The sequence below is a fragment of the Pseudidiomarina indica genome (assembly GCF_900104245.1).
Classification (GTDB): domain Bacteria; phylum Pseudomonadota; class Gammaproteobacteria; order Enterobacterales; family Alteromonadaceae; genus Pseudidiomarina; species Pseudidiomarina indica.
In genome coordinates, this window is sequence record NZ_FMXN01000001.1 from 312,609 (window position 1) to 338,455 (window position 25,847).

The 25,847-nt window shown below is 49.3% G+C and carries 25 protein-coding genes; 3 read left to right on the forward strand and 22 right to left on the reverse strand.

Annotated elements, in window-relative coordinates; all coding sequences use genetic code 11:
* Positions 1-33 precede the first annotated feature (33 nt).
* The 20 genes from recJ to rpsB form a co-directional block, all read right to left on the reverse strand.
* Complete coding sequence (recJ, locus tag BLP64_RS01430) at positions 34-1,746, reverse strand: single-stranded-DNA-specific exonuclease RecJ (RefSeq protein ID WP_092590987.1); 1,713 nt, start codon at positions 1,744-1,746, stop codon at positions 34-36.
* A complete protein-coding gene (gene dsbC / locus BLP64_RS01435; protein ID WP_092590989.1) occupies positions 1,746-2,471 on the reverse strand; it encodes a bifunctional protein-disulfide isomerase/oxidoreductase DsbC in 726 nt (241 codons plus the stop codon). The genes recJ and dsbC overlap by 1 nt, the downstream gene beginning before the upstream one ends.
* A gap of 34 nt (positions 2,472-2,505) precedes the next feature.
* A complete protein-coding gene (gene xerD, locus BLP64_RS01440; protein ID WP_092590991.1) occupies positions 2,506-3,426 on the reverse strand; it encodes a site-specific tyrosine recombinase XerD in 921 nt (306 codons plus the stop codon).
* A gap of 36 nt (positions 3,427-3,462) precedes the next feature.
* The gene (locus BLP64_RS01445) at positions 3,463-4,443 is read right to left on the reverse strand and encodes an NAD(P)H-quinone oxidoreductase (RefSeq protein ID WP_233340074.1); all 981 of its coding nucleotides are present in this window, start codon (positions 4,441-4,443) and stop codon (positions 3,463-3,465) included.
* Positions 4,444-4,461: 18 nt separating this feature from the next.
* Positions 4,462-5,292 carry a pirin family protein gene (locus BLP64_RS01450; RefSeq protein ID WP_092590993.1) on the reverse strand — a complete coding sequence of 277 codons (831 nt, stop codon included), beginning with the start codon at positions 5,290-5,292 and terminating at the stop codon, positions 4,462-4,464.
* Positions 5,289-6,245, reverse strand: a complete 957-nt coding sequence (locus BLP64_RS01455) for a glutathione S-transferase family protein (RefSeq protein WP_092590995.1) — start codon at positions 6,243-6,245, stop codon at positions 5,289-5,291. Before BLP64_RS01455 ends, BLP64_RS01450 begins: the two co-directional genes overlap by 4 nt.
* A 102-nt stretch (positions 6,246-6,347) precedes the next feature.
* Positions 6,348-7,490: a lipid-A-disaccharide synthase gene (lpxB, locus tag BLP64_RS01460; protein ID WP_092590997.1), complete on the reverse strand. Its 1,143-nt coding sequence runs from the start codon at positions 7,488-7,490 to the stop codon at positions 6,348-6,350.
* A gap of 19 nt (positions 7,491-7,509) precedes the next feature.
* Positions 7,510-8,277, reverse strand: coding sequence for an acyl-ACP--UDP-N-acetylglucosamine O-acyltransferase (gene lpxA / locus BLP64_RS01465; RefSeq protein ID WP_092590999.1), 768 nt, complete (start codon positions 8,275-8,277; stop codon positions 7,510-7,512).
* On the reverse strand, positions 8,274-8,729 hold the full coding sequence (gene fabZ / locus BLP64_RS01470) for a 3-hydroxyacyl-ACP dehydratase FabZ (RefSeq protein WP_407681256.1): 456 nt from the start codon (positions 8,727-8,729) through the stop codon (positions 8,274-8,276). Before fabZ ends, lpxA begins: the two co-directional genes overlap by 4 nt.
* Before the next feature lie 24 nt (positions 8,730-8,753).
* Positions 8,754-9,776 (reverse strand): UDP-3-O-(3-hydroxymyristoyl)glucosamine N-acyltransferase, encoded by a 1,023-nt coding sequence (lpxD, locus tag BLP64_RS01475; RefSeq protein WP_092591003.1) that lies wholly within the window; start codon positions 9,774-9,776, stop codon positions 8,754-8,756.
* A 4-nt stretch (positions 9,777-9,780) separates the two neighbouring features.
* Positions 9,781-10,296 carry an OmpH/Skp family outer membrane protein gene (locus tag BLP64_RS01480; protein WP_176754876.1) on the reverse strand — a complete coding sequence of 172 codons (516 nt, stop codon included), beginning with the start codon at positions 10,294-10,296 and terminating at the stop codon, positions 9,781-9,783.
* Between the two features lie 20 nt (positions 10,297-10,316).
* On the reverse strand, positions 10,317-12,833 hold the full coding sequence (bamA, locus tag BLP64_RS01485; protein ID WP_092591007.1) for an outer membrane protein assembly factor BamA: 2,517 nt from the start codon (positions 12,831-12,833) through the stop codon (positions 10,317-10,319).
* A gap of 38 nt (positions 12,834-12,871) precedes the next feature.
* Positions 12,872-14,227, reverse strand: a complete 1,356-nt coding sequence (gene rseP / locus BLP64_RS01490) for a sigma E protease regulator RseP (RefSeq protein ID WP_092591009.1) — start codon at positions 14,225-14,227, stop codon at positions 12,872-12,874.
* Positions 14,224-15,417 carry a 1-deoxy-D-xylulose-5-phosphate reductoisomerase gene (gene ispC / locus BLP64_RS01495; protein WP_092591011.1) on the reverse strand — a complete coding sequence of 398 codons (1,194 nt, stop codon included), beginning with the start codon at positions 15,415-15,417 and terminating at the stop codon, positions 14,224-14,226. The genes rseP and ispC overlap by 4 nt, the downstream gene beginning before the upstream one ends.
* Position 15,418: 1 nt before the next feature.
* On the reverse strand, positions 15,419-16,219 hold the full coding sequence (locus BLP64_RS01500) for a phosphatidate cytidylyltransferase (RefSeq protein ID WP_233340075.1): 801 nt from the start codon (positions 16,217-16,219) through the stop codon (positions 15,419-15,421).
* A 64-nt stretch (positions 16,220-16,283) separates the two neighbouring features.
* Positions 16,284-17,057 (reverse strand): polyprenyl diphosphate synthase, encoded by a 774-nt coding sequence (gene uppS, locus BLP64_RS01505; RefSeq protein WP_143001059.1) that lies wholly within the window; start codon positions 17,055-17,057, stop codon positions 16,284-16,286.
* Between the two features lie 81 nt (positions 17,058-17,138).
* Entirely contained in the window at positions 17,139-17,660 is a 522-nt protein-coding gene (gene frr, locus BLP64_RS01510) for a ribosome recycling factor (RefSeq protein ID WP_407681257.1), read from the reverse strand.
* 72 nt (positions 17,661-17,732) lie between these two features.
* On the reverse strand, positions 17,733-18,482 hold the full coding sequence (gene pyrH / locus BLP64_RS01515) for a UMP kinase (RefSeq protein WP_092591019.1): 750 nt from the start codon (positions 18,480-18,482) through the stop codon (positions 17,733-17,735).
* Positions 18,483-18,598: 116 nt separating this feature from the next.
* A complete protein-coding gene (gene tsf / locus BLP64_RS01520; RefSeq protein ID WP_092591021.1) occupies positions 18,599-19,477 on the reverse strand; it encodes a translation elongation factor Ts in 879 nt (292 codons plus the stop codon).
* 25 nt (positions 19,478-19,502) lie between these two features.
* Positions 19,503-20,234, reverse strand: a complete 732-nt coding sequence (gene rpsB / locus BLP64_RS01525; protein ID WP_092591023.1) for a 30S ribosomal protein S2 — start codon at positions 20,232-20,234, stop codon at positions 19,503-19,505.
* A 267-nt stretch (positions 20,235-20,501) separates the two neighbouring features.
* Here rpsB and map point away from each other — a divergent pair, with 267 nt between their 5' ends.
* From map to dapD, 3 genes are read left to right on the forward strand one after another with little or no spacing between them, the layout of a single operon-like run.
* Entirely contained in the window at positions 20,502-21,290 is a 789-nt protein-coding gene (gene map / locus BLP64_RS01530) for a type I methionyl aminopeptidase (protein ID WP_092591025.1), read from the forward strand.
* 3 nt (positions 21,291-21,293) lie between these two features.
* Positions 21,294-23,900: a [protein-PII] uridylyltransferase gene (gene glnD, locus BLP64_RS01535; RefSeq protein ID WP_092591027.1), complete on the forward strand. Its 2,607-nt coding sequence runs from the start codon at positions 21,294-21,296 to the stop codon at positions 23,898-23,900.
* Between the two features lie 18 nt (positions 23,901-23,918).
* On the forward strand, positions 23,919-24,743 hold the full coding sequence (dapD, locus tag BLP64_RS01540) for a 2,3,4,5-tetrahydropyridine-2,6-dicarboxylate N-succinyltransferase (protein WP_092591029.1): 825 nt from the start codon (positions 23,919-23,921) through the stop codon (positions 24,741-24,743).
* Here the strand turns inward: dapD and truC are convergent.
* On the reverse strand, positions 24,715-25,464 hold the full coding sequence (gene truC, locus BLP64_RS01545; protein ID WP_233340076.1) for a tRNA pseudouridine(65) synthase TruC: 750 nt from the start codon (positions 25,462-25,464) through the stop codon (positions 24,715-24,717). The two genes, dapD and truC, sit on opposite strands and share 29 nt — an antisense overlap.
* Positions 25,454-25,798 carry a YqcC family protein gene (locus BLP64_RS01550; RefSeq protein WP_092591031.1) on the reverse strand — a complete coding sequence of 115 codons (345 nt, stop codon included), beginning with the start codon at positions 25,796-25,798 and terminating at the stop codon, positions 25,454-25,456. Before BLP64_RS01550 ends, truC begins: the two co-directional genes overlap by 11 nt.
* Positions 25,799-25,847: the final 49 nt, after the last annotated feature.

Here is a 25,847-nt window from a genome sequence, read left to right on the forward strand (position 1 = left end):
TACTGCGTGGATTTGTCATAAAGGGCGCATATTTTACCGTAAAGCACGCAAATGCTCTAGGTTTAGCTGCACAGAAGTCTGCCCTCTAAAATGATTCAATTGTAAACGGTAGGCCGCATGGATGGTTTGTACCCCTGCATCTGGCCATTGCCCTAGGTCTACATTGAACGCAATAGCATCCACCACACTTCGTTGCGGGGTTTCTAACACCAACTTCAAATGCTGTTGGCCCACCAAACGCTGGTTCACAATACGGAACTCACCATCAAACACGGGCTCAGGAAACCCATGCCCCCATGGCCCAAAGGCTTCTAGCTGTTGGACAAAAGGGAGTTGGAAGTAGTCGGCCGTTAATTCACCATCGGACCAAATCGTCCGCGTGAGTTGCTCAGGCTCGAGCCACTGTTCTACTTGCTCCACAAAGCGAGTTCGAAACTCCGCCAATTGGTCTGGACGAATCGTTAACCCTGCCGCCATCGCATGCCCGCCAAAACGAACCATAAGCTGCGGGTTTAAGCCATGAATGCGTTCCAGCACATCCCGAATATGCAATCCTGGAATGGAGCGAGCCGACCCCTTCAAGGTGCCGTCATCACTCTCGGCAAAGGCAATCACCGGTCGGTGACATTGTTCTTTCACCCGCCCTGCAACAATCCCCACAACCCCTTGATGCCAACCCGGTTGGTAAAGCACCAATGCTGCCGGCAATTGGTCTTGCTCATGAGTGAGTTGGACCACGTAAGTTTCAGCTTCTTCGCGCATTTCTGCTTCGATATGACGGCGCGCTTGGTTCAACTGATCCAATTGTTCCGCATACCGCAACGCGGTGTGATAGTCCGTGGCTAGGAGGCACTCAATGCCTGCAGCCATATCGTCCAGTCGCCCGGCAGCATTAATGCGCGGTGCCACCGCATAGCCAAGGTCCGCAGCTTGTAATTGTTGCGGTGGCCGCTGTGCCACTTGCAACAAGGCTTGAATTCCTGGCCGACAGGCCCCCGCGCGAATTCGCTGCAACCCTTGCTGCACTAAAATACGGTTCACCCCATCCAGTTTCACAACGTCTGCCACCGTCCCAACCGCAACCAAATCTAACCACTGGGCTAAGTTCGGGACGGCCACACCTTGCTCACGCAAGCAATGACGTAAGGCCAACAAGACATAGAAAGCAACACCGACACCGGCAATATTAGGGCTGGGGAACTCACAATCAGGCAGGTTTGGATTCACAATAACGTCGGCAGTTGGCAGTTCAGCACTCGGCAAGTGATGATCGGTGACAATCACCGTCATCCCTGCTGCTTTTGCAGCGGCAATGCCTGCATGACAGGAAATACCACTATCCACGGTGACCAGCACTTGGGTTCCTAACTGCTGCGCTTGAGCGACCAAGGCCGGTGAAACACCATAGCCATCGGCAAACCGATTCGGCACTAAATAGTGCACCTGTGCCGCTCCCAAAGCCCGTAGCACGGACACCATCAAGGCGGTCGACGTGGCCCCATCTGCATCAAAGTCACCACAAATACAAATGACCTGTTGCTGAGAAATGGCTTGGGCTAACACTTCAGCAGCCGCCGTTGCCCCTTTCAATAACTTAAAATGGGGCAATTGCTGTGCTGTCAACTGCAATTGGTCCGCACTCTGGATGCCGCGACGGGCCAATACTTGCGCTAACATGGGTGGCAAACCTGCGGCCCACTCACCCACTGGGACCATGGCCCGACGTTCAATCTCAATCTGTTGCATTAGTCGTTTTCAAGTTCAACAATCAAACGTTCTGGATGCACGTAACCTGGTAGCATTTTTCCTGATTCAAACACAATCGCCGGCGTGCCTCGCACCCCAAATTTTTGCCCTAACGCAAAATGCTGATTCACCGGATCCTCGCATCGCGCGCTGCTCACCGGCTGATCTTGTTTCGCCGCAGTGAGGGCTGCTTGCTGATCCTCAGCACACCATACTTGGCGTAACTGTCGGGCGCCATCTCCTTGCAAACCAGTGCGCGGCCACGCTAAATAGCGAACGGTAATACCCAACGCTAAGTACTCATCCATTCGCTCATGCAGTTGGCGACAATAGCCACAGGTATTGTCGGTAAACACGTACACCACATGTTTTTCGCGAGGCGCTTTAAATTCAATCACACTCTCACTGATAGAATCTAAATCAGCGGCCCGCATAGCGTTTAATGCTAAATCGCTCAGGCTGACGGGCTCTTGCCCTGAGATATCATAAATATGCCCGCTCATGAGCTGCTTGCCATCAAGGCTGACATACAATAACCCTTGTTGAGTGATAACTTCGGCGAGGCCGTCAATGGGAGAAGGTTTCACCGCTTTCACCGACAGTCCCATGCGGGTTAAATGCTGTGCATCAAAGTTTTCGAGTGAGCCCGTGGTCGATGTTTCTTGCGTGGAAGGATTGCATGCTGTTAGCAGCACACTGACCCCAAGGATTGCCAATCGCTTCATAAATGTTCCTATTTACTCATTGTATTGAAGTGCTTTACGCTCGTGGATGATGGATCGCGTGCAATTGCTGTAATCGCTCGCGAGCGACATAGGTATAGATCTGCGTGGTTGATAAGTCACTATGCCCAAGCAGCATTTGGAGCACCCGCAAATCCGCTCCATGATTTAATAAATGGGTCGCAAACGCATGCCGCAATGTATGCGGCGATAGTTGCGACCGTATTCCCGCCTGTTGTGCATAATACCGAATTCGATACCAAAATGCTTGTCGAGTTAATGGCCCACAACGGCGTGTGACAAACAGCCAATCACCGGGCTGCTCACATAATTGATGACGCCCGTGGGTCAGGTACTGTTGCAACCATTCCAAGGCCTCTTCACCAAGCGGAATGAGCCGTTCTTTGTTGCCTTTCCCCACCACTCGCACCAGTTCTTGTTGCCAATGCACCTGATCCACTTGCAACTGCACCAGTTCAGTCACCCGCAAGCCGGTGGCATACAGCACTTCTAACATGGCTTTATCCCGTAACTGCACCGGATCGGCTGGGTCTGGAATGGCCAATAGGGCCTCCACTTCTTGTTCGCTCAAGGTATAGGGAATGACTTGGGGTTGCTTCGGCCGTGCGAGTTTGGCAGTTGGATCATGCGTGCACCAGCGCTCGGCCACGGCATGCTGATAGAATTTTTTTAATGCACTTAATGCTCTGGCTGTGCTGCGTGGCGATAGCCCTTGTTGACGACGCCACAGCAAATAGCGCTCAATGTCCAGTTGCCCAACTTGACGCAACTGGGTCTGTTGATACTGGCTGAGAAACCGCTGAAAGTTTCTTAAATCAGTACGATAAGCCGCGCTGGTGTGTTGACTGACCCCCTGTTTTAACCACAAGCGATCTAAAAACGCGGCAATGTCTTCTTCGACCGTAATGGGGATCTGCTTGTCAGTGGGCTTGGTCATGATAAATCACAATCATATGACACGGAATGGCTCCCTTTAAACGCGCCAATCTAAGACTAATTTTCCTTGGGTGTTATTATCCCGCAAGCGTTCAAACGCGTCATTAACTTGATCAATCGGGAACACTTCATCAACCACTGGGGTGATTTTATGCTGCTCAAACAACGGCCATACATGCTGCTGCAAAGCACTCATAATGCGCCCTTTAACAGGCACCGGTTGACTGCGCAAGGTGCTGCCAATAATCCGTTGCCGCTTCATCAATAAGCGCCCCCCATCCAACTCTCCCATGCGACCGCCCATGATGCCGATCACCACCAAGCGACCATCGGGGTTCAACACATGTTGGTTCCAACTCAGGTAGTCTCCCGCTACTGGGTCAAGAATAATATCTGCACCACCCCAGGCTTTCACAGCCTGAATAAAATCACCTTGCCGGCGATTCCAGGTACCACTGGCTCCAAGCCGTTGGGCTTGGGCAAGCTTCTCATCGCTGCCGGCAGTAGCAAACGTCGGGTTCCCCAACGCTTTGGCTAACTGCAGAACCGCTTGTCCAACCCCGCTCGCCGCAGCATGGACCAAGATACGTTCACCGGGTTGCGCAGCGGCAATATCATAAATATTAAACCAAGCTGTCGCGTACACCTCACAGATGCCAGCGGCAGCTAATAAACTCATGCCCGCCGGAACAGGCAATACTTGCACCGCGGGCACCGCCACATATTGTGCGTAGCCACCACCGGTGAGCAGGGCACACACTTTATCACCCACCCGAATGTGGCTAACCTCGGCACCGACCGCTTGCACCACGCCACTGACTTCTAAGCCCAGCACATCGGATGCTCCCGGCGGGGGTGGATAGTGCCCCGCTAACTGCGACAAATCAGCGCGATTCATCCCGCTATAAGCCACCTGAATCAATACTTCATCGGGTCTTACTTGAGGGATTTCGCGTTGTTGTTGCACAGCGAGCTGATCGTCTCCCGCTGTCCACGCAAGCATCTGACGTGCAGGCATAGTTACTCCTTTTTTGGGTTAAGCAGTCAAGCGACCTGCTTGATAGTCGCGAATGGCTTGTTCAATCTCTTCTGCCTGGTTCATCACAAATGGACCATATTGCACAATCGGTTCCCCGATTGGATTCGCGGCTAATACAATCATTCCGGCAGGTTCATCGCCGGCTTGTAGTTGTAGCAGATCCTGAGGCGCCAAACGGATCAGTTCACCCCGCGTCACGGGTTCGTTATTCACCGTAATTTGGCCTTGATAGATATAGGCTAACCGAGTTTCCTGCTGTTGGCTAGGGATGCTCACTTGCGCATTTGCTTGCAGCCGCACGTCCAGCATTAAAAATGCCTGCTCAGGCTGCTTGACCGGCCCCTCTTGGCCCTCGAATTCCCCAGCAATCACCCGAATCTCACTGCGCTCTCCTGGAATTTTGGGGATAGTATGCTCCGCATAATCCGCCCAATCAGCAGCTTCCATTTTGCGCGCCGCAGGAAGGTTAATCCAAAGCTGGAAGCCCCACATTAATCCATCTTCCTGTTTTGGCATTTCTGCGTGAATAATGCCGCGTGCTGCCTTCATCCATTGCGCGCCTCCCGCTGAAACCACCCCGGTATTGCCATTGGAATCACGGTGTTCCATGCGCCCTGCCAACATATAAGTCAGCGTGACAAAGCCGCGGTGTGGATGAGGCGGAAACCCCGCAATATAATCGTTGGGATTATCAGAACGAAACTCATCCAGCATCAAAAAAGGATCTTGATGGCGTAAATTTGGCTGATTAATAATTCGTGTTAACTTCACCCCAGCTCCGTCTTGAGCTGGAATTCCACGATGTCGACTTAAAATCATCTTGCTCATAAAACCTCCCCGCGCTGATGCGGTGTCATAAAATCAAGTTCAGGTCCAATAGGAACAACGCCGGTTGGGTTGATGGTGCCATGGCTGCCATAATAGTGCTGCTTGATATGGGTCATATTGACCGTTTCAGCCACGCCAGGCACTTGATATAAAGCTCGGGTATAAGCCCATAAATGAGGGTAATCCACGAGACGTTTTAGATTGGTCTTAAAATGCCCCACATAAACCGCATCAAACCGCACCAAAGTGGTAAACAGTCGCCAGTCGGCTTCGGTTACTTGGTTGCCAACCAAAAAGCGCTGCTGCCCTAAATGTCGTTCTAACGTATCGAGCGCGGCAAACAGCTCGTGGAACGCTTCTTCGTATGCTTCTTGTGTGGTGGCAAAGCCACAACGATATACGCCGTTGTTTACCGCGTGATAGACAAACTCATTCATTTGATCAATGGCATCACGCAAGTCCGCGGGACAAAAGTTCAACGAATTGCCAGTAAGCTGATTAAATGCACTATTGAACATGCGAATAATGTCAGCAGATTCATTACTGACAATGGTGTGCTGATGTTTGTCCCATAAAATAGGAACTGTCACTCGCCCACTATAATTCGGGTCTGCCTTCCGATAGAGCTCATACAAATACTGGGCCCCATAAACATCATCTTGTAATGCCCCATCAGCAAACTCCCACCCATGCTCAAGCATTAACGGATGCACCACAGAAACACTGATGTGCTCTTCAAGTTGTTTCAACGTGCGCATAATCAGGGTGCGATGTGCCCATGGGCAGGCGTAGCTCACATATAAATGATAGCGACCGCTGACGGCAGGAAATTGCGCCAGTGGATCATCTTCAATCCAACGGCGAAACTGTGATTTGCTCCGTTCAAACTTGCCACCGGTGCTGTCGGTATCATACCAAGTGTCATGCCATTGCCCGTTCACTAATAATCCCATATCGGCCTCCTCTAGACGTTCCGAGTTCTTAGGATTCAGTATAACGGGTAAATAATCGAATGTTATTGAGAAGATTAAGAGGTTATATTCGATAAAATCGAATTATTGAGAGGATGCCACCAGATCTGCAACGACCTGAGCACTTAACACATTCGCCTGCTGCTGCAATTGGCGATGCAGTTCTTGAAAGCGTGTCAGCGTGTGGGCCACTTCTGGTGCTAATTGTTGTTCCACTGCCGCCACCAACGCCGAGACAGTGGCTTCCCCTTGGGCAAACTCAGGAACCAAGGGTTCGTTCGCCAATAAGTTGGGCAAACTAAAGAAAGGCGCTTTAAATAAGCGCTTAATTACTTGATACGTGAGCCAATTAAAACGATACGCCACCACCATCGGCCGTTTAATTAACATGGCTTCTAGCGTCACGGTGCCAGAGGTCAACAATAAAGCATCACAGGCTGCCATGGTGGTACGAGATTGCCCTTGGATTAACCGAATTGGTACCGTTGGCGCAAAGCGCTGATGCAACGCTCGGAACTGTTCCGCGCGTGCTTCACTAATCATCGGCGTCACAAACTCTAAATCTGGATGACGCTGGTGTAATTGTTGCGCGACTTGTAAAAACAACGGTGCCATTCGAGCCAATTCACCTTTCCGGCTGCCCGGTAACAACCCAATCAGTCGCTTCGATGTTAGTTGCAGCTCGTTACGCGCATCCTGCTGGGACCAGGCCAGCGGAATTTCATCAGCCAAGGGATGCCCAACAAAGGTAGCTGGCAACTGGTGCTCATCATAGAAAGCTTTTTCGAATGGCAACAAACACAGCACATGATCGATGGCTTGCTTAATGCCATGAATTCGGCCTTGCCGCCATGCCCACACCGACGGGCTCACATAATGCACGGTGGCAATGCCCGCCGCTTTTAACCGTTTAGCAATGGGCAAATTAAAATCCGGCGCATCAATGCCAATAAAGACCTGTGGCCGACGAGCAAGTAAGGTCGCTACCAGTAAGCGGCGATGCCGTAGCAGAGTTGGTAAGCGCCCCAATACTTCGGCCACCCCCATCACCGCTAAATCATCCATGGGGACTAAGCTTTGAAGCCCCTCAGCTTGCATCAATGGACCGCCGACTCCAATAAACTCAGCAGCAGGAAAACGTTGCCGTAACTGTCGCAACATGCCCGCGCCTAAGAGATCACCGGAATGCTCACCGGCAATCACTGCGATTAAAGGAGCCGCTGTCATGGAATCTACCTATACTTGATTAGCGAATAATGCCGCGCTGACTGGAAACGATAAAATCAATGAACGGCGTCAATTCTGCATCCGCGTTCAGTTCACGCATTTGTTCGACCGCCTCAGCAACCGTTAATCCTTGTCGATAGAGCAATTTGAACGCACGCTTAATGGCAAGAATCTGTTCGGCAGTAAAACCTCGCCGTTTCAGGCCTTCACTATTGATTGTCCGTGGCACCGCATTATGGCCCTGCGCCATGATGTAAGGAGGGATATCTTGCACGACCACCGAATTCACGGCGGTAAACGCATGTGCACCGATTTTGCAGAACTGATGCACCCCGGTGAACCCCCCTAAAATTGCCCAGTCCCCCACATGAACATGACCAGCCAGGGTGGTGTTGTTCGCTAAAATGGTATGATCACCTACCACACAATCATGGGCAACATGCACATACGCCATCAGCAAGTTGTGGTTACCAATTTGGGTGATGCCCTGATCTTGAACAGTACCTCGGTGAATGGTGACGCCTTCGCGAATCACGTTGTGATCACCAATGATCAAACGGGTGGGTTCACCATTGTATTTTTTATCTTGGCAGTCTTCGCCCACTGACGCAAACTGGAAAACACGGTTATGCTGACCAAGCACAGTGGGACCGCGAAGTACGACATGCGGCCCAATCACACAATGGTCACCAATTTCCACATCCGGCCCAACAATCGTATAAGGGCCAATGCTCACATTGTTGCCAATGCGAGCCGAATCATCAATGAGCGCGGTTGGATGAATCACTGAACTTCCCTTCTCGCACAGATAATATCGCAGCTACATGCTAACTCGCCGTCTACTTCGGCGCGTCCTTTAAACACCCAGATGCCACGGCGTTCTTTTTCAAAGGTGACATGCAGATCTAACGTATCCCCTGGTAATACTTGGCGTTTAAACCGAGCATTATCGACCCCTGCGAATAAATAGAGATCGTTCACGCCTGGGCTACTTGCAGTGATTTTAAAGCCCAGCAAGCCCGCTGCCTGTGCGAGTGCTTCTAAGATCAACACGCCAGGGAAAATAGGGTTTTCAGGAAAATGTCCAGTAAATACCGGTTCATTTACCGTAATATTTTTTACCGCATGAATCTGTGACTGGTTATCGCAAGCCACCACTTTATCGACCAACAAAAACGGGTACCGATGCGGTAATAAACTTAAAATTTCTTTAATATCAAAAGCGCCATCTGCCGACAAAACATCACCCTCGTGCATTGCAAACTAATCTATCTCGAGCTGTTTCTCGATTGTTTTTACGCGTTGGAATAAGTCATCCAGTTGACGGTATCGCGCTCCATTTCTTCGCCACTCGCGTTGCGGCGCAGCTGGAATTCCCGACGCATAAGCGCCTGGTTCAGTAATTTCCTTAATCACCATCGAAAAACCACTAATTTGAACATCATCACAAATTGAAATGTGTCCATTAATGGCCGTTGCTCCACCAATCAAACACCGTTTACCAATGCGGCAACTGCCTGCTAATACTGTGCAGCCCGCAATTGCGGTGTCTTCATCGATAAAGACGTTGTGAGCAATTTGGCATTGGTTATCGATGATCACCCCGTTTGAGATCACGGTGTCATCTAAGGCGCCACGGTCGATAGTGGTGCTCGCACCAATATCCACCCGATCGCCAATCACCACCCGACCCAGTTGCGGGATTTTAATCCACTTGCCATTTTCATTGGCCCAGCCAAAGCCATCTGCACCAATCACGGTGCCAGCATGAACCAAGCAATCAGCGCCAATCACACATTGGTGATAAATCACCACGTGTTGCCATAGCTGGGTGCGTGCGCCAATGCGTGTGCCTGGACCGACATAGCAGCCCACACCAATGGTCACCCCATCCGCTAATTCAACATCTTCGGCAATCACCGTGTTTGCACCAATCGCCACATTCTGCCCTAATTTTGCAGACGGATGAATTTGCGCGCTCGGATGAATCCCCGTTGCTGCTACTGGCGTGGTATCGAGCAGTTGCGCTACCTTCGCGAACCCCGCATAAGGGTTCTTGGTTCGCACTGCGGCGATGCCTGCTGGCACCTCAATATTGGGAGCAACGATGACGGCACTGGCTTGGGTCGTCTCCAATTGGCTCCGATATCTCGCATTCGCCAAAAACGCAATCTGACCCTGCACCGCAGAAGCTAAGGTTGCCACCGCAGTGATTGTTTGCGTGGCATCCCCTTCAACTTCTGCGCCAATCGCGTCAGCGAGTTGCTGCAATGTCAATTCATGCATTCAATTAGTTTCCACCGGTCATTTTCTTGATGACTGCGCTCGTTAAGTCAGCAGAATCTGAGGCATACAATAACGCACTGCTTTGTAACACCACATCATAGTTCTGCTCGCTGGCGACGGATTGCGTATTACGCATTACTTCAGCCATTAACTGATCGCGTAACTCATTGCCACGACGATTCATATCTTCGCGCAGCGCTTTCATTTTAAGCTGACGAGTGGTTTCGAGCATTTCCATTTCACGTTCCATCGATAAACGCTCTGAGTTCGACAGAATCGCTGCGTCACGTTGTGCTTTTTCACCTAAGCCACGCATTTGCTCTTCGATTTTACCAACTTCTTCAATCTGTTTTTTAAACTCATCTTGTACTTGCTGTTCAAGATTACGAGCTTGAGGCAATTGAGACAGCACTTCTTGAATGCTTACAACTCCGATTTTTTGCTGAGCTTCAGCCGCATTGGCAAATAAAGCCGTTGAAAGTAATGCCGCAGCAAGGCTGGTTTTAACGAAATATTTCACATTTAACTCCTTGATATTTATTAAAATACGGTACCAATATTGAACGTAAAGGTCTGCGTTCTATCCGATTCTTCAGATTTCAATGGTCGACCAAACGAGAACGTGATTGGACCCATCGGAGATATCCATTGTAACGAAACACCTGCAGACACGCGATAGTTGCGCGGTTCGCTGTAATCTTGCAACTCAAATGAGTTCGCTACCAGCTGCAACTGTCGATATTCTTCATAATCAAATTCAGTGTCCCACACCGTTCCGACGTCAATATAGAAACTGGTGCGGACGGTATTTCTGCTTTCTTCAGGCACCAATGGGGTTGGCACGATTAACTCAAGCCCACCCACTGCCATGGCGTTACCACCCACCGAATAACGGCTCACGAATAAGCGGTCTGCTCCGGGGTTGGCAGGTAAGCCCGGTGGAACACCATCATATCCAGGCTGCCCCGGAATCGATTGTGGATACCGATAAATTGCCCGCGGACCTATGGTATTACCTTCAAAACCACGGAGGTTATCCGAACCACCTAAGCGGAAGTTTTCATAGAACGGGAATAAGTAGTCGTTGCCATTGTCGTCACTGCCGTAACCATTCCCGTAACCTAACCGTAAGCGTGTCATAAAGACAAAATTATGGCTATCAGTAAGGGGGTAGTAATGGCGGTACTCGTACATCAAGCGGAAATAGTTCACATCACTATTAGGCGTGGCAATTTCAGCATTCAAGCTATTCATTGAGCCGGCCGTTGGGAACATTCCACGGTTTAAGGTGACGCGGCTGATGCCTGCGGACGCTTCGAAAATATTAAACTCAACCCCTGAGTTTGGATCTTGTTGATTCACATAGGGCCGATAAAATTGCGTGACCTGCTCATAGCTATCCACATCGGTAATTTGCTCATTCCGATAAGATAACCCAAAGTTAAGGCTGGTAATTTCACTGATGGGGAAACCGATAGAGGCCCCAAGTCCGAATTGTTTCTTGTTATAACGAATATAGTTTTCGATGTTGCCAGCATTAAACTCGCTCACATAAACCTGTCCTGCAAGGCTCACACCATCTTTGGTCAGATAGCGGTCCATGTAAGAGATCGAGGCACTCTTGGTAAAGCGGTTGGTTTGAATATTGATAGCAGCACGGTTTCCTGAACCAAGGAAGTTCTCTTGCGCTAAGCCTAAGCCCAACTGCATCCCGGTATAGTCACCGTAGCCTAGGCTAAAGTTAAAGCTTCCTGACGGCTGTTCTTTCACCGTAAAATCGACTTCAACCCGGTTTGGATCGGTTTCTGATTTACGCGTATTGGTTTCCACGGTTTCAAAAAAGCCTAACCGTTCTAACCGTAACTTACTCTGCTCAATTAATTGCTCGTTTAACGGCGCCCCTTCAATTTGACGCATTTCACGACGCAATACTTGATCTGCAGTCGCATTATTTCCGTAGAAGTTAATCCGATCCACGTACACCCGCTGCCCCGGATTTACGGCAAAGGTAATATCCACTTCATTGCTACCTTCCTGCATATCAGGAATAGCACGCACTTCTGTGTAAGCATAACCAAATTGACCGTAATAGCGCGAAATCACCTCTTCTAACTGGGTAATATAGGCTGCGTTATACTGGGTGCCAGGCTCAATTTTAGTGACTCGCTTCAAGAACTCTTCGTGTCCTTTCAAGTCGCCAATCACATTCACCTCGCGAACGTTGTAAATACCCCCTTCGTCCACGTTAATGGTGATATAAACCCCTTCACGATCCGGCGTCATACTTACCTGAACGGATTCAATCCGAAACGCTAGGTAACCACGGTCGCGGTAAAAACTTTCGAGCTTTTCAAGGTCACCGGTCAGTTGTTGCTTCTGATAGCGACGCTCCCCTAAAAAGTTCCACCAGGGCAGTTTATCGCGCAATTCAAATTCGCGGATCAACTCTTCGTCAGAGAAGGTGTGGTTGCCAACAATATTAATTTGTTGAATTTCAGCCGACTCACCCTCATCAAATTTCAGCTCTAAGCGCACCCGGTTACGTGGCAATTCAATCACCTGAATTTCCACATTGGCGTTATATTTACCGACCCCGTGGAAGAAATCTTCCAGCCCCGCTTCAATGCTGGATAACATGGTGCGGTCCAGCTGCTCGCCAACCACCACCCCACTATCGTTCAAGCTTTCTTCTAACTGATCATCTTTGATGTCTTTGTTGCCATCAAACTCAATCGCAGTAATCGTTGGCCGTTCGGTGACCTCAAAAATTAGGACATTGCCGTCACGGGATACAACAATATTCTCAAAGTAGGCAGCCGAGTTCAGCGAGCGAATACTATTACGAATTCGGTTTGCATCCACCTCATCCCCAACTCGAATTGGGATATAAGTTAGTGCGGCCCCCAGAGCGACCCGCTGCAATCCTCGTACGCGAATATCTTCCACCACAAACTTGTCTTGACTGATTTGCGTATTACCTTCTGCACTACTCGCTACCTGCGGCGGCAGTGACGCCGCTGCAACCAGGGCGCTTAAAAACAGCTGTTTCAACGTCATTCTGTGCTACTTAATTGTTTTATGTTGTACATGTCGTCTCATTGTGACAGTCGCAATACATCATTACTAATTGCAATTGCCATTAGTGCAAAAATTAGTATTCCACCAATGCGGTAACAGATTTCTTGGATGCGTTCAGAAACCGGCTTACCACGAACCCCCTCAACCGCTAAAAAGGCGAGATGGCCTCCATCGAGAATTGGCAAAGGCACTAAATTAATGATGCCTAAATTAACACTAATTAATGCCAGAAACCCTAAAAAATATACCAAACCAAAACTAGCGGTGGTTCCGGCTCCTTCAGCAATGGAAACGGGCCCACTTAAATTACTAATAGAGACGGTTCCGGTGATGAGTTTGCCGAGCATTCTCACACTTAAGACCATGAGTTCCCAAGTGCGTTCAGCACCTTTCACCAAGCCTTCAACAATGCCATATTGTTGGGTAAACCGATAGGCTTCAGGATACGGAGCGACGGTCGGTTCCACGCCCAAAAAGCCAACCAGCTTATCATCCACGACCCGACTTCCTAACGTGACCATCAGCTCAACTTGCTGTTGGTCACGCAACAAGGTCACCACAACGTCTTGCCCGGGTGACTGCATGATAAGTTCTCTGGTTTGAGGCCAATCCGTCACAGGAGTTCCATTAAATACCAGAATTTTATCATTCTGCTGGATCCCTGCTGCGGCGGCCGGCGAGTTTTCCGCCACCCAACTCACTTGATGGGAAATTTCAGGCTGGAACGGGTACAGCCCTAATGTGATAAATGTGGGTTGCTGATTGTTGTCCAAGCGCCAGTTGCGAATATCGAGCTGATAGTCTCGTACTCGCTGTTGTTCATCACGTGTCGTCACGGTGACAGTTTCGTGACCTAACGCTGCGGCAAAATTCAAATTCACTTGCTGCCAGTCAGGGGTTGCCGTTTGATTGACGGCAATGATTTCTGCTGGTGTATGAATTCCTGCCTGCGCGGCAATGGAGTCTGGAGCAATTTGGCCAATCACGGGACGCACTGAAGGCACCCCGATTAAAAACATGAGCCACAACACCAAAATCGCCAAGATAAAATTAGCAATGGGTCCCGCTGCAATGATGGCAGCACGCTGCTTCACTGACTTCGCATTAAAACTCTGCGCTGCCAACTCCGCTGGCACCTCATCCACGCGGCTATCGAGCATCCGCACATAACCACCTAATGGGATCATGCCAATTTGATACAAGGTACCGTCAGCGGCTTGGCGCTGCCATAAAGGTCGTCCAAAGCCCACTGAAAAGGTTAATACTTTCACGCCACAGCGGCGGGCCACCCAAAAATGACCAAACTCGTGAAAGGTCACCAAAATCCCGAGGGTAACGATGAATGCGCCCACCGACCATAAAAACATCATCATGATGCCACTCGCTTTACATATTGTTGCGCCCGCTGACGCGCATCCTGATCATGCACAAGCAGCTCCGCAATGGAAGTTAATTCCGTTGGGTGCAATTGCTGTAGCACCGCATCACAGGTCTCTGCAATGCCAGTAAACAAAATTTGTCCGGCTAAAAATGCTTGCACGGCCACCTCATTGGCTGCATTTAAAGCCGTGGTGGCCCATTGTCCTGCCCAGCACGCATCAATGGCGAGTTGCAAGCACGGATAACGTTGTGGATCGGCTGGCATAAAAGTCAGCGCCCCTAAGGTCAGGAAATCCAGCGGCGCTACGCCACTTTCGATCCGTTCCGGGTACCCTAACGCGTAAGCAATAGGCGTTCTCATATCCGGCTGCCCCAATTGAGCAATCACTGAGCCATCCTGATAACTCACCATAGAGTGAATCACACTTTGTGGATGAATCACAACCTGCAACTGCTCTTTTTTACAATGAAACAACCAACGCGCCTCAATGTATTCCAACCCTTTATTTAACATGGTTGCGGAATCCACCGAAATCTTCTGTCCCATGGACCAATTCGGGTGGTTGCAGGCTGCCGCAGGGGTCTGCTGGGATAATTCAGTTAACGGTAACTCGCGGAATGGCCCCCCTGAGCCGGTGAGCAAGATTTGATGCACGCCGGCAGCTGCTAAGTCGGCACTGCCCAACGGTTGTTGGATAGCCGGTGGCAAGCATTGGAAAATAGCGTTATGTTCACTATCAATGGGCAACAATTCGGCCTGATAACGTGCTACCGCATCCATAAACAGCTGCCCCGACATCACCAAAGCTTCTTTATTGGCTAAGAGTACCCGTTTACCTGCTTTGATAGCTGCCATCGTCGGCAGCAGCCCAGCGGCCCCTACAATCGCCGCCATGACAGTATCCACCTCTGTGGCTGCGGCTACCGCTGCAACATTTTCATCCCCGGCTAGCACGGTTATTTGCAGTCCGGTAAGGTGCTCTCGAAGTTGTTCTGCCGCTTGAGGGTTTGCCATCACCGCATATTGAGGCTGGTAGGTTCGACAAATCTCTGCCATTGCGGCGACATTACCATGAGCAGTCACGGCAAACAGCTCATAACGTTCTGGATGCAATGCCAGGACCGACAAGGTACTTTGTCCAATCGATCCGGTTGCACCAAGAATGGTAATGCGTTGTTTCATATCAGGCTAACAACCATAAATAACAGAGTGTAAAGACCGGAAGTGCTGCAGTGAGGCTATCGATGCGGTCCAAGATGCCACCATGACCGGGTAAAATATTGCCGCTATCTTTAATACCGGCACAACGTTTAAACATACTTTCGTTTAAATCACCAAACACCGAGGCAATCACCGTAAACAAGCCGGTCATGTAATAGCCATTGAACTGTTCGGCAGGAATTTTCACCCATTGGAACAACACCATCAATACCACCCCAGCCAGGGCTAAACCACCAATCAAGCCTTCAATGGTTTTCCCAGGACTGACCGCTGGCATTAACTTTTTGCGGCCATAACGGACTCCCGCAAAATACGCGCCCACATCGGCCGCCCATACCAGCAATAACACAAACAGCACCACAAAGCCGCCATAGCTCGACTGTTCAGCATAGTGAATGGAGCGAATTGCCATGAGCCCAGCCCAAGCCGGAACCAAGGTCAATAAGCCAAATAAGCCAACCAGGAAGCGTGCGCGCAACCACAAACGTCGGCTACGCGGGTAGTTAATGACTAATAAAGTTGCGAGCAACCACCACCCACAGCCAAGCGTAATCATGCCTTTCAAAACGGGGTGGAGTTCACCATTCTGCCAAATTTCATCCAAGGGGACGGCGATCAAACAGCCACTTAAAATGGCAACCACTAATATCACATAGCCCCAGCGTTTCGCTGTTTGTGTCACCCCCATGAAAGGGGCCCATTCCCACGCTCCCGCCGCCATTAATGCAACGACCGCGACCGCAAACCATTCAATTGGCAACATAAACACTGCATAAAGTGCAAGCGGTATGAGCACCAGAGCCGTTATTAAGCGTTGTTTAAGCAAATTAGTCCTCGGATGTCACATCGGTATCGAGTATGGCTTGTTGAATTTGCTCGCTGGTTAAACCAAAACGTCGTTCGCGACAACTAAAGTCTGCAATCGCTACCGCAAATTCACGGTCATCAAAATCAGGCCATAATACCTTACTAAAATAAAACTCTGCATAAGCGAGTTGCCATAGTAAAAAATTACTAATTCGATGTTCACCACCGGTACGAATCAGTAAATCAGGCACTGGTTGGTCAGCAAGCTCTAATTCTTGCGCAATTGTTTGCTCAGTGATTTGTTCTGGAGCAAGCTCACCTGCAGCTACCTTGGCTGCAACTTTACGGGAGGCTTGGGTGATATCCCAATGCCCACCGTAATTCGCTGCAATATTCAAATTCAGCGCTGTATTATTCGCAGTCAGCTCTTCAGCAGCTCGCATTTGCTCCTGCAAACGCGCACTAAACGCTGTTTTATCACCAATAATACGTAAGCGCACATTGTATTTATGAAGCTTTTTGACTTCGCGTTTAAGCACCGTCATAAACAGCTCCATTAACACTGAAACTTCTTGTTCAGGACGCTTCCAATTTTCACTACTAAAAGCGAATAATGTCAGCGACTCAATGCCTTTTTTTCTCGCGAACTCGACCGTGCGACGGACCGCCTCAGCGCCCGCCTTATGGCCTGCTGTACGGCGTTTGCCGCGCAGTTGTGCCCAACGCCCGTTACCATCCATGATAATCGCCACGTGGCGTGGCATACGAATTGTAGAGACTTCCATTGTTGTCATAATTGGTGCCATACAAGAAAAAACGCCGTGCGAGTATACCTGACACGGCGCCATTGACCAACGGGGGAAACCTTTAACCGGTTAAATTTCCATCAGATCTTTTTCTTTTTCCGCCAAGGCTTCGTCAATTTTCGCAATATAGGTGTCCGTTAACTTTTGAACTTCTTCCGCGGCCTTACGCTCTTCATCTTCCGTGATTTCTTTTTCTTTCAATAATTCTTTCAAATCATTGTTCGCATCACGACGAATATTACGTACAGCAATACGCCCCTGCTCTGCTTCGGCACGTACCAGCTTCACCAGATCACGACGACGCTCTTCAGTTAATGGTGGTAAGGGTACCCGGATAACACTTCCTGCACCCGCTGGGTTTAAGCCTAAATCAGACGTCAAAATTGCTTTTTCAACAGCGCCACTTGCAGATTTATCAAAGACAGTGATCGCGAGTGTGCGAGCATCTTCGACGGTGATATTAGCAAGCTGACGAAGTGGCGTATCAGTACCGTAATAAGGAACCATAATGCCGTCAAGCAAACTCGGATGCGCACGGCCGGTTCGTACTTTTGAAATTTGGTTACGCAGCGCTTCAACACTTTTTTCCATACGCTGCTTGGCATCTTGCTTTAATTCGTTTATCACGTTGTTTTCCTTTCGATTCTTGAAACTACACGGAAATTAATCGGTTTGCGCAATCACACTTTCGTTAGCAATCAGTGTACCTTCTTCTTCACCAAGAATCACGGCTCTTAATGCGCCGGGTTTATTCATATTAAATACCCGAATTGGCAAATTATGGTCACGTGCTAATGTGAATGCAGCTAAATCCATCACTTTCAACTGTTGGGTTAACACATCATTATAACTAATTTTTCGGAACAATTTCGCATTCGGATCCGTCACTGGGTCGGCGGAGTAAACCCCGTCCACTTTGGTTCCTTTTAACACGAGATCTGCTTCAATCTCAATGCCCCGCAAACAGGCAGCTGAATCAGTCGTAAAGAAAGGGTTGCCAGTGCCCGCAGAGAAAATCACCACACGGCCCGATTTTAGCAAGCTAATGGCATCGGCCCAGTTGTAGCCGTCACACACGCCATTCAGTTCAATGGCTGACATTAAACGGGCATTGACGAACGCACGATGGAGCGCATCCCGCATCGCCAGACCATTCATGACCGTTGCCAACATTCCCATATGGTCACCTACCACGCGGTTCATTCCAGCTTTTGCCAAGCCTTCACCACGGAACAGGTTCCCACCACCAATGACGAGTCCAACTTGGACGCCCAGTTCAACTAATTCTTTAATTTCCTGAGCCATGCGGTCTAAAACTTTTGCGTCTATTCCAAATGGTTCATCACCCATTAATGCTTCGCCGCTGAGTTTTAACAAGATACGGCGGTAGGCAGCTTTGCTATTTGGTGTCATCAGTTCGCTCCATGTTCAGGTTTTTAAGGGCTTCACCCTATAAAAAAACCGCATTCTGCCGAGCAGAATGCGGTTTCATTATCGACTGTTATGCGTCGTGGGGACAGACATTGGCATTACGCCTTCTGTGCGGCCGCCATTTGCGCTTGTACTTCAGCAGCAAAGTCTTCTGCTTTCTTCTCAATACCTTCGCCTACTTCAAAACGAACGAAAGCATGAACATCAGCGCCTTTCTGCTTCAACAAGTCACCGACAGTGATTGCTGGGTCTTTCACGAATGGTTGACCCGTTAAGCTGATTTCACCGGTAAACTTACGCATCCGGCCTTCAACCATCTTCTCGGCGATATCTTTTGGCTTACCGCTTTGCATCGCGATATCCAATTGGATCGCACGCTCTTTCTCAACCACGTCTTCTGACACGTCTTCTGGCTTAACGAACTGTGGTACGCTTGCTGCAACGTGCATGGCGATATCTTTCGCTAATTCAGCGTCGCCGCCACTAATCGCGACCAATACGCCAATCCGGCCACCGTGTACATAAGCTTCAACCAGATCGCCTGCTTCGATGGTGAAGACACGACGTACGTTCATGTTTTCGCCAATTTTAGCAACCAATAGTTCACGAACTTCTTCAACGGTGCCGTCACCGATGTTGGTTGCTTTCAGCTTTTCAACATCCGTTTCTTTGTTTGCGAATGCCGCTTCGATCACTTGATTACCGAATGACAAGAAGGTCTCATCACGCGCAACGAAGTCCGTTTCACAGTTCAATTCAACCAAAGTACCAACGTTTCCTTCGGTTTTAGTCAGGATTACACCTTCCGCAGCAATACGACCAGCTTTTTTAGCTGCTTTCGCTTGACCGCTCTTACGCATGTTTTCGATCGCCGCTTCGATATCGCCGCCGGTCTCTTCCAATGCTTTTTTGCAATCCATCATGCCAGCGCCAGTGCGCTCGCGCAGTTCTTTAACCAGAGCTGCTGTAATAGCCATTTATTTTGCCCTCTAATCAGATGACTTATTCGGTTTCTTCAGCTTCAACAAATTCATCAGCCAAGCTTTCAACGTTTGCACCACGTGCATCATTGATAGCTGCTGCGGCCGCATTCAAGTACAGTTGAACTGCACGAATCGCGTCGTCGTTGCCAGGAATTACGTAATCAACGCCATCAGGGTTTGAGTTAGTGTCAACTACTGCAATCACAGGAATACCGAGGTTGTTTGCTTCTTTGATAGCGATGTGTTCATGATCCGCATCAATTACAAACAAGACGTCAGGTAAGCCCGCCATATCCTTGATACCACCGAGGCTCTTCTCAAGCTTTTCCATTTCACGGGTGTTAACCAGTGCTTCTTTTTTGGTGAGCTTTTCGAACGTACCGTCTTGGCTCATGGTCTCAAGCTCTTTTAAACGCTTGATTGATTGACGAACAGTTTTCCAGTTCGTCAACATACCACCTAACCAACGGTGATTGACATAAAACTGCTTACAGCTTACTGCAGCTTCTTGAACCGAATCAGATGCCGCACGCTTGGTACCAACAAACAAGATTTTTCCTTTGTTTGCAGCAACGTGTTGCAAGAAGTTCAACGCATCGTTGAACATCGGAACAGTTTTCTCAAGGTTGATGATATGAATTTTGTTACGAGCACCAAAAATGTATGGTTTCATTTTTGGGTTCCAGAAGCGGGTTTGGTGACCGAAGTGAACACCAGCTTTTAGCATGTCACGCATTGACACGTTTGCCATAGTAATTTTCCTTTTTAAGGGGTTATGCCTCCATACATCCCATAGTTCGACCAGCGGCTTTATTGCCCCGGCACCCCGAGCTATGTGTCGATGTATGTGTGTGTTTTCATGAAATCAATGAATGCAATTAGAAACTGCGGGCGCTTTATACCACGAAAAGCATGCGTTACGCAACTTTTAACGCGCTTTTTCGCCACTTCACGCTGGGCCGCTTTACTGGTAAACTAACGACTAAAATAACGCCGTTTAAAAGGTAAGCTGACGTTTATGAGTATTCCGATTAAAACGCCTGAAGAAATTGAAAAAATGCGCGCTGCAGGTCACTTAGCGGCCGAAGTGCTCGAAATGATTGAGCCCCATATTCAGGCTGGGGTCACCACTGCTGAAATTGACCGTATTTGCCACGATTATATCGTCGAGCGGGGCGCTATCCCAGCGCCACTTAATTATCACGGTTTCCCAAAGTCAGTGTGTACTTCACTGAATCACGTGGTGTGCCACGGTATTCCTAATGAAAAACCATTAAAGAATGGTGACATCATGAACTTAGATGTCACTGTTAAACTGGACGGGTATCACGGCGATACCTCAAAAATGTTTGTCATTGGGGAGCCCAGCATTCTTGCCGAGCGCCTCATGCGAGTCACCAAAGAGTGCCTTTATTTGGCCATTAAAATGGTGAAGCCTGGCATTCGCACTGGCGATTTTGCGGAAGCGATTCAAAAGCACGCGGAACAACATGGTTACTCCATTGTGCGTGAATACTGTGGCCATGGCATTGGCGCGGGCTTCCACGAAGAGCCACAAATTTTACACTATGGTACCGCTGGCACGGGTGATCTCATTGTACCGGGCATGTGCTTTACCATTGAGCCAATGGTGAACGCTGGCAAGCGGCAAACCAAACTCATGCGTGATGGTTGGACGGTCCTCACCAAAGATCGCAGTTTAAGCGCACAGTGGGAGCACACCCTGTTAGTCACTGAAGACGGGGTCGAAGTATTAACCCTTCGTAACGATGAAGATCTCCCCCGTATTATCCGTCATCCGAGTTAATCAATGATAACGACCGCCCCGCCTGACTGGCCGTTGCCAATTCAACTCAGCACGGGGCGGTCTTGCCTGGAACATTATGACCGATGGGCTGCCACGGCGTTTCTCACTGCTGATATCGATGGGTTACTGAGCCATCGCGCCCAATTTATTGATCGGCTGCTGCAACAATTGTGGCACCAGTTTGACTTAGGCTCCCACGATCTTTGCTTGATTGCCGTAGGCGGCTACGGTCGTGAAAGTCTTTTCCCTCAATCTGACATTGATTTACTGTTCTTACATTCCGAACCACTCACCGACTCGCAACAACAGCAAATTCGGCAGTTGATCCAATTGCTTTGGGATCTTCGCCTCGATGTGGGGCACAGTGTACGAACTCCAGCCCAATGTTTGGAGCAAGCTGCCCTTGATGTGACCGTTGCAACCAGCTTACTCGAGCAGCGGTTGCTCTGTGGTGATGCGCAGCTTGCGCGACAATTGCAACAATTGCTGCAACAGCAATTCCCGTGGTCAAGCGCTGCCTTCTACCAAGCCAAATACCAAGAACAACAAGCGCGCCATCAGCGTTACCATGGCACTGCTTATAATCTTGAGCCGAACGTCAAAAGCACACCAGGTGGGTTACGGGATATTCAAACGATTTATTGGATTGCACAACGTCATTTCCATACCCAATCCGCGGCCCCGTTAGTTCAACACGGGTTTATTACGGCGGCAGAACAGCTTGAGCTACAAGAATACCAGCAGCTGTTGAGCCGCATTCGCTTTGCGTTACACCTAGAAACCCAACGCAAAGAAGACCGTTTGCTGTTTGAATACCAACCCGCCGTTGCCGCCCGATTAGGTTATGGTGAAGCCGGCAAAGCCGCCGTTGAAGCCATGATGAAGGACTATTTTAAAGCCGTGGTGGGGGTGATCGAACTCAATGACATGCTATTGCAGTTGTTTGATCAAAGTATCCTTGCCAACACGGCAGCGCCGCCCCGCATCCTGACCGAGCAGTTTGAACAATTGGGGACCTTGCTAGCAGCACGTCATACAAACGTATTTAGCGCGGAAACGGACTTTTTGCACTGTTTGCTCGTGGTGGCCGATCATCCAGAAATTCAGCAATTACATGCACAAACACTGCGCCAATTACGACATGCGCGCAGCCAGCTAACACAACCTCTCTGTCATAATCCCGAATGTCGGGCACTGTTTTTACAATTATTGCGACACCCACGTGGCTGCGGCACCGCCTTTCGGTTAATGCACCAACATCAAATTTTGGCCCATTATTTACCTCAATGGCAGCAAATTGTTGGGCAAATGCAATTTGATTTGTTTCATGCCTATACCGTGGATGAGCATACCTATCGTTTGGTGCGTAATTTATTTCGCTATACACAGCCCGAACATCAACAGGAGTTCCCGCTCTGCGCCGAGCTGGTAACGCGCATGGAGAAACCCGAATTACTTTATTTGGCAGGTATATTCCATGACATCGCCAAAGGACGCGGCGGCGATCATTCAGAATTAGGCGAGCAAGATGCCCAGCACTTTGCTCAATTACATCAATTAGACGAACAAGATGGAGCCCTCGTGGCATGGTTAGTCCGCCATCACCTGCTGATGTCGGTGACGGCACAGAAACGGGATATTCACGACCCTAATGTCATTGCAGAGTTTGCTACCCAAATAGGCAATCAACGTTCATTGGATTATCTGTATTGCTTAACTGTGGCCGATATTCGCGCCACCAACCAAAGTTTATGGAATAATTGGAAAGCAACCTTGCTGGAAAATTTATACCACGCCACGACGCAATACTTGGCGCAGCAAAAGCCAACCGCCGCAACCGAATTACGAAGCCGCATTCAGCAACACCGTGCTCATGCCATGGGGTTAATGCTCAGTTTAGGGTATCAGGCGGATGCCATGAATGAGTTATGGAGTCGCTTTACGGCAGACTACTTTTTACGCCATCAGCCGGAACAAATTGCCTGGCATTCCCAACACATTATTCAATTAGAATCCGATGAACAGTTACCGCTTATTTTAATTGGTGATGAAAATAACCAAGGCACCACCGAGTTATTTGTTTACCATCGTGAACATGACAACTTGTTTGCTGCCATCGCCGCAGTCTTGACCAGCCACGCGTTGAGTATTCATGACGCACAAATTTTAGCGACCCGTGATGGGTATGTGATGGATACGTTTGTGGTGTTGCAGGAAAATGGACAGCCACTCACCGATCCGCGCCGCATTGAAGCGCTCAAACAACAATTACACGACGTGTTACGGAAACGAATCCCAGCGCCCCACGGTCAGCGGCGCTTACCTCGACTGCTGCGTAATTTCCACGTGCCAACTCGGGTGGAATTTGTCAGCGAGCGTCATCCTCGGCGCACGACCTTCGAATTAACCGCACTGGATCGGCCAGGACTGGTCGCGCAAGTAGCCAAAGTGCTGCAAACGTTGGACTTAACAATTCTAGCCGCTAAAATCACTACGGTCGGCGAACAAGCAGAAGACGTGTTCATTGTCTCAACACGTCGTCACGAAGGGTTGACCCCCGAACAGAAACAGCAATTACGAGCCAAAATTATTGCCGCACTCGATTATTAAGTAGTTATAGGAAACCTTATGAGCACTATTCAAGAACGTATTGAAGCAGCGTTTGAACACCGCGCTAGTATTTCTCCCAGCCAAGTTCCCGCTGAATTACAACGGGATTTAGCGGATGTCATGCAAAAATTAGACAGCGGCGAATATCGTGTGGCAGAAAAAGTAAACGGCCAATGGGTGGTCAATGAATGGTTAAAGAAAGCCGTGTTACTCACCTTCCGCACACACGATAACCAAGTGATGGAAGGCGGTGAAACTCGGTTTTTTGACAAAGTACCGAGTAAATTTGCCAACTACGACGACGCCCGTTTTCGCGCTGAAGGGATGCGCGTTGTACCGCCTGCAATGGCGCGTCATGGCTCCTACATTGGCCGTGATGTGGTATTAATGCCTTCTTACGTCAATATTGGCGCCTACGTGGGCGATGGTACCATGGTCGACACCTGGGCCACCGTTGGCTCCTGTGCCCAAATCGGGCGCAACGTTCACCTCTCTGGTGGAGTCGGTATTGGTGGGGTGTTGGAACCGTTACAAGCCACCCCCACCATCATTGAAGACAACTGTTTTATCGGTGCCCGCTCAGAAATTGTGGAAGGGGTGATTGTCGAGGAAGGCGCAGTCATTTCCATGGGGGTCTATATTGGTCAAAGCACCCGCATTTATGATCGGGAAACTGGCGAAATTTACTACGGACGTGTGCCAGCGGGCTCCGTGGTAGTACCCGGCTCGCTCCCGGCAAGCGATGGTACCCATAGTTTGTATGCAGCCATCATTGTTAAAAAAGTGGATGCCCAAACACGAGCGAAAGTGGGAATTAACGAACTTCTTCGCTCGGCTGAATAGGCGTCCGGAATACACGAAGCAAGTCATCTGGAATCGGCAGTTCAATATGAACTGCCGATTTTGTATGGGGATGTGAAAAACGCAAACCTGTCGCTGCTAGCAATAAGCGCTGTAAGCCAAATTGCTCCCGGAAAAAACGATTATGCCGTCCATCGCCATGCCGAGTATCACCAATAATTGGGTGTCGCAAATGAGACATATGGCGCCGTAGCTGATGCTTCCTCCCAGTCAGCGGGGTCAATTCCATCAAGGAATAACGTGAGCTTGCGTACCGCTTGCCTACCGCCACAGGCAGTTCAATCCGTTCCAAGCAACGATAAATAGTCACGGCTTCTTGCGCTGCTTTGTCGGGATTGGCTTGCGCATCAGCAATTTTATCCAGCTCTTCTTGGAGCGGATAATCAAGGGTTCCGTCATTCAAATAGCCGCGCACCACGGCATGATAAGTTTTCTCAACTTGGCGGCCACTGAATAGCGGCATCATTAAGCGTGCGGTTTCCGGATCTTTTGCAAACAGCAAAATGCCCGAGGTGGGCCGATCAAGACGATGCACCGGATACACTCGTTGGTTAATTTGATCCCGCACCCGTTGCAAGGCAAATTCCTGCGCGTCCCGCGCAATCCAGCTGCGATGCACCAGTAAACCGCTCGGTTTATCCACGGCAATCAGAAAGTCATCCTGATACAGGATTGAAAGAGGTTCCATCGGTTTAAATGTCATCGGCGAGCGGATCAGTTCCACTGAGTAAGATATCAAATTCGCGAAGGCTCGCAATTAACCCGTCATGTTGCTCAAGTTGATCACGATATACGTGTGTTGCCATAGGGCTGACCGCAATATTTTGTGGCAGCGGGTGCTCACCATCCAACATCGCCCACATACGGGGAATCATAATAAATTGCAGCCACTGGTGAAAATCCAGGGTGTCCATCGCAAAGGGTTCTGCGCTTTCCAAAGCTTGGGCTGGCGGATAATGGGTCTGCCATAGTCCCAAACAATTTAATTCAGCTTCAATACGTTCTAATAATCGAGCAGCTCGTTGTCGTTGGTCCATGACTACCTCCACGACTTATTTTAGTTATAATACCACCATCTTTAAGCAA

Coding starts and splice junctions, on each gene's coding strand:
- recJ (WP_092590987.1), bottom strand. CDS start 1,746: ATGCAACAGATTGAGATTGAACGTCGGGCCATGGTCCCAGTGGGTGAG.
- dsbC (WP_092590989.1), bottom strand. CDS start 2,471: ATGAAGCGATTGGCAATCCTTGGGGTCAGTGTGCTGCTAACAGCATGC.
- xerD (WP_092590991.1), bottom strand. CDS start 3,426: ATGACCAAGCCCACTGACAAGCAGATCCCCATTACGGTCGAAGAAGAC.
- BLP64_RS01445 (WP_233340074.1), bottom strand. CDS start 4,443: ATGCCTGCACGTCAGATGCTTGCGTGGACAGCGGGAGACGATCAGCTC.
- BLP64_RS01450 (WP_092590993.1), bottom strand. CDS start 5,292: ATGAGCAAGATGATTTTAAGTCGACATCGTGGAATTCCAGCTCAAGAC.
- BLP64_RS01455 (WP_092590995.1), bottom strand. CDS start 6,245: ATGGGATTATTAGTGAACGGGCAATGGCATGACACTTGGTATGATACC.
- lpxB (WP_092590997.1), bottom strand. CDS start 7,490: ATGACAGCGGCTCCTTTAATCGCAGTGATTGCCGGTGAGCATTCCGGT.
- lpxD (WP_092591003.1), bottom strand. CDS start 9,776: ATGCATGAATTGACATTGCAGCAACTCGCTGACGCGATTGGCGCAGAA.
- bamA (WP_092591007.1), bottom strand. CDS start 12,833: ATGACGTTGAAACAGCTGTTTTTAAGCGCCCTGGTTGCAGCGGCGTCA.
- rseP (WP_092591009.1), bottom strand. CDS start 14,227: ATGATGATGTTTTTATGGTCGGTGGGCGCATTCATCGTTACCCTCGGG.
- ispC (WP_092591011.1), bottom strand. CDS start 15,417: ATGAAACAACGCATTACCATTCTTGGTGCAACCGGATCGATTGGACAA.
- BLP64_RS01500 (WP_233340075.1), bottom strand. CDS start 16,219: ATGTTGCCAATTGAATGGTTTGCGGTCGCGGTCGTTGCATTAATGGCG.
- uppS (WP_143001059.1), bottom strand. CDS start 17,057: ATGACAACAATGGAAGTCTCTACAATTCGTATGCCACGCCACGTGGCG.
- frr (WP_407681257.1), bottom strand. CDS start 17,660: ATGGAAAAAAGTGTTGAAGCGCTGCGTAACCAAATTTCAAAAGTACGA.
- pyrH (WP_092591019.1), bottom strand. CDS start 18,482: ATGACACCAAATAGCAAAGCTGCCTACCGCCGTATCTTGTTAAAACTC.
- tsf (WP_092591021.1), bottom strand. CDS start 19,477: ATGGCTATTACAGCAGCTCTGGTTAAAGAACTGCGCGAGCGCACTGGC.
- rpsB (WP_092591023.1), bottom strand. CDS start 20,234: ATGGCAAACGTGTCAATGCGTGACATGCTAAAAGCTGGTGTTCACTTC.
- map (WP_092591025.1), top strand. CDS start 20,502: ATGAGTATTCCGATTAAAACGCCTGAAGAAATTGAAAAAATGCGCGCT.
- glnD (WP_092591027.1), top strand. CDS start 21,294: ATGATAACGACCGCCCCGCCTGACTGGCCGTTGCCAATTCAACTCAGC.
- dapD (WP_092591029.1), top strand. CDS start 23,919: ATGAGCACTATTCAAGAACGTATTGAAGCAGCGTTTGAACACCGCGCT.
- truC (WP_233340076.1), bottom strand. CDS start 25,464: ATGACATTTAAACCGATGGAACCTCTTTCAATCCTGTATCAGGATGAC.
- BLP64_RS01550 (WP_092591031.1), bottom strand. CDS start 25,798: ATGGACCAACGACAACGAGCTGCTCGATTATTAGAACGTATTGAAGCT.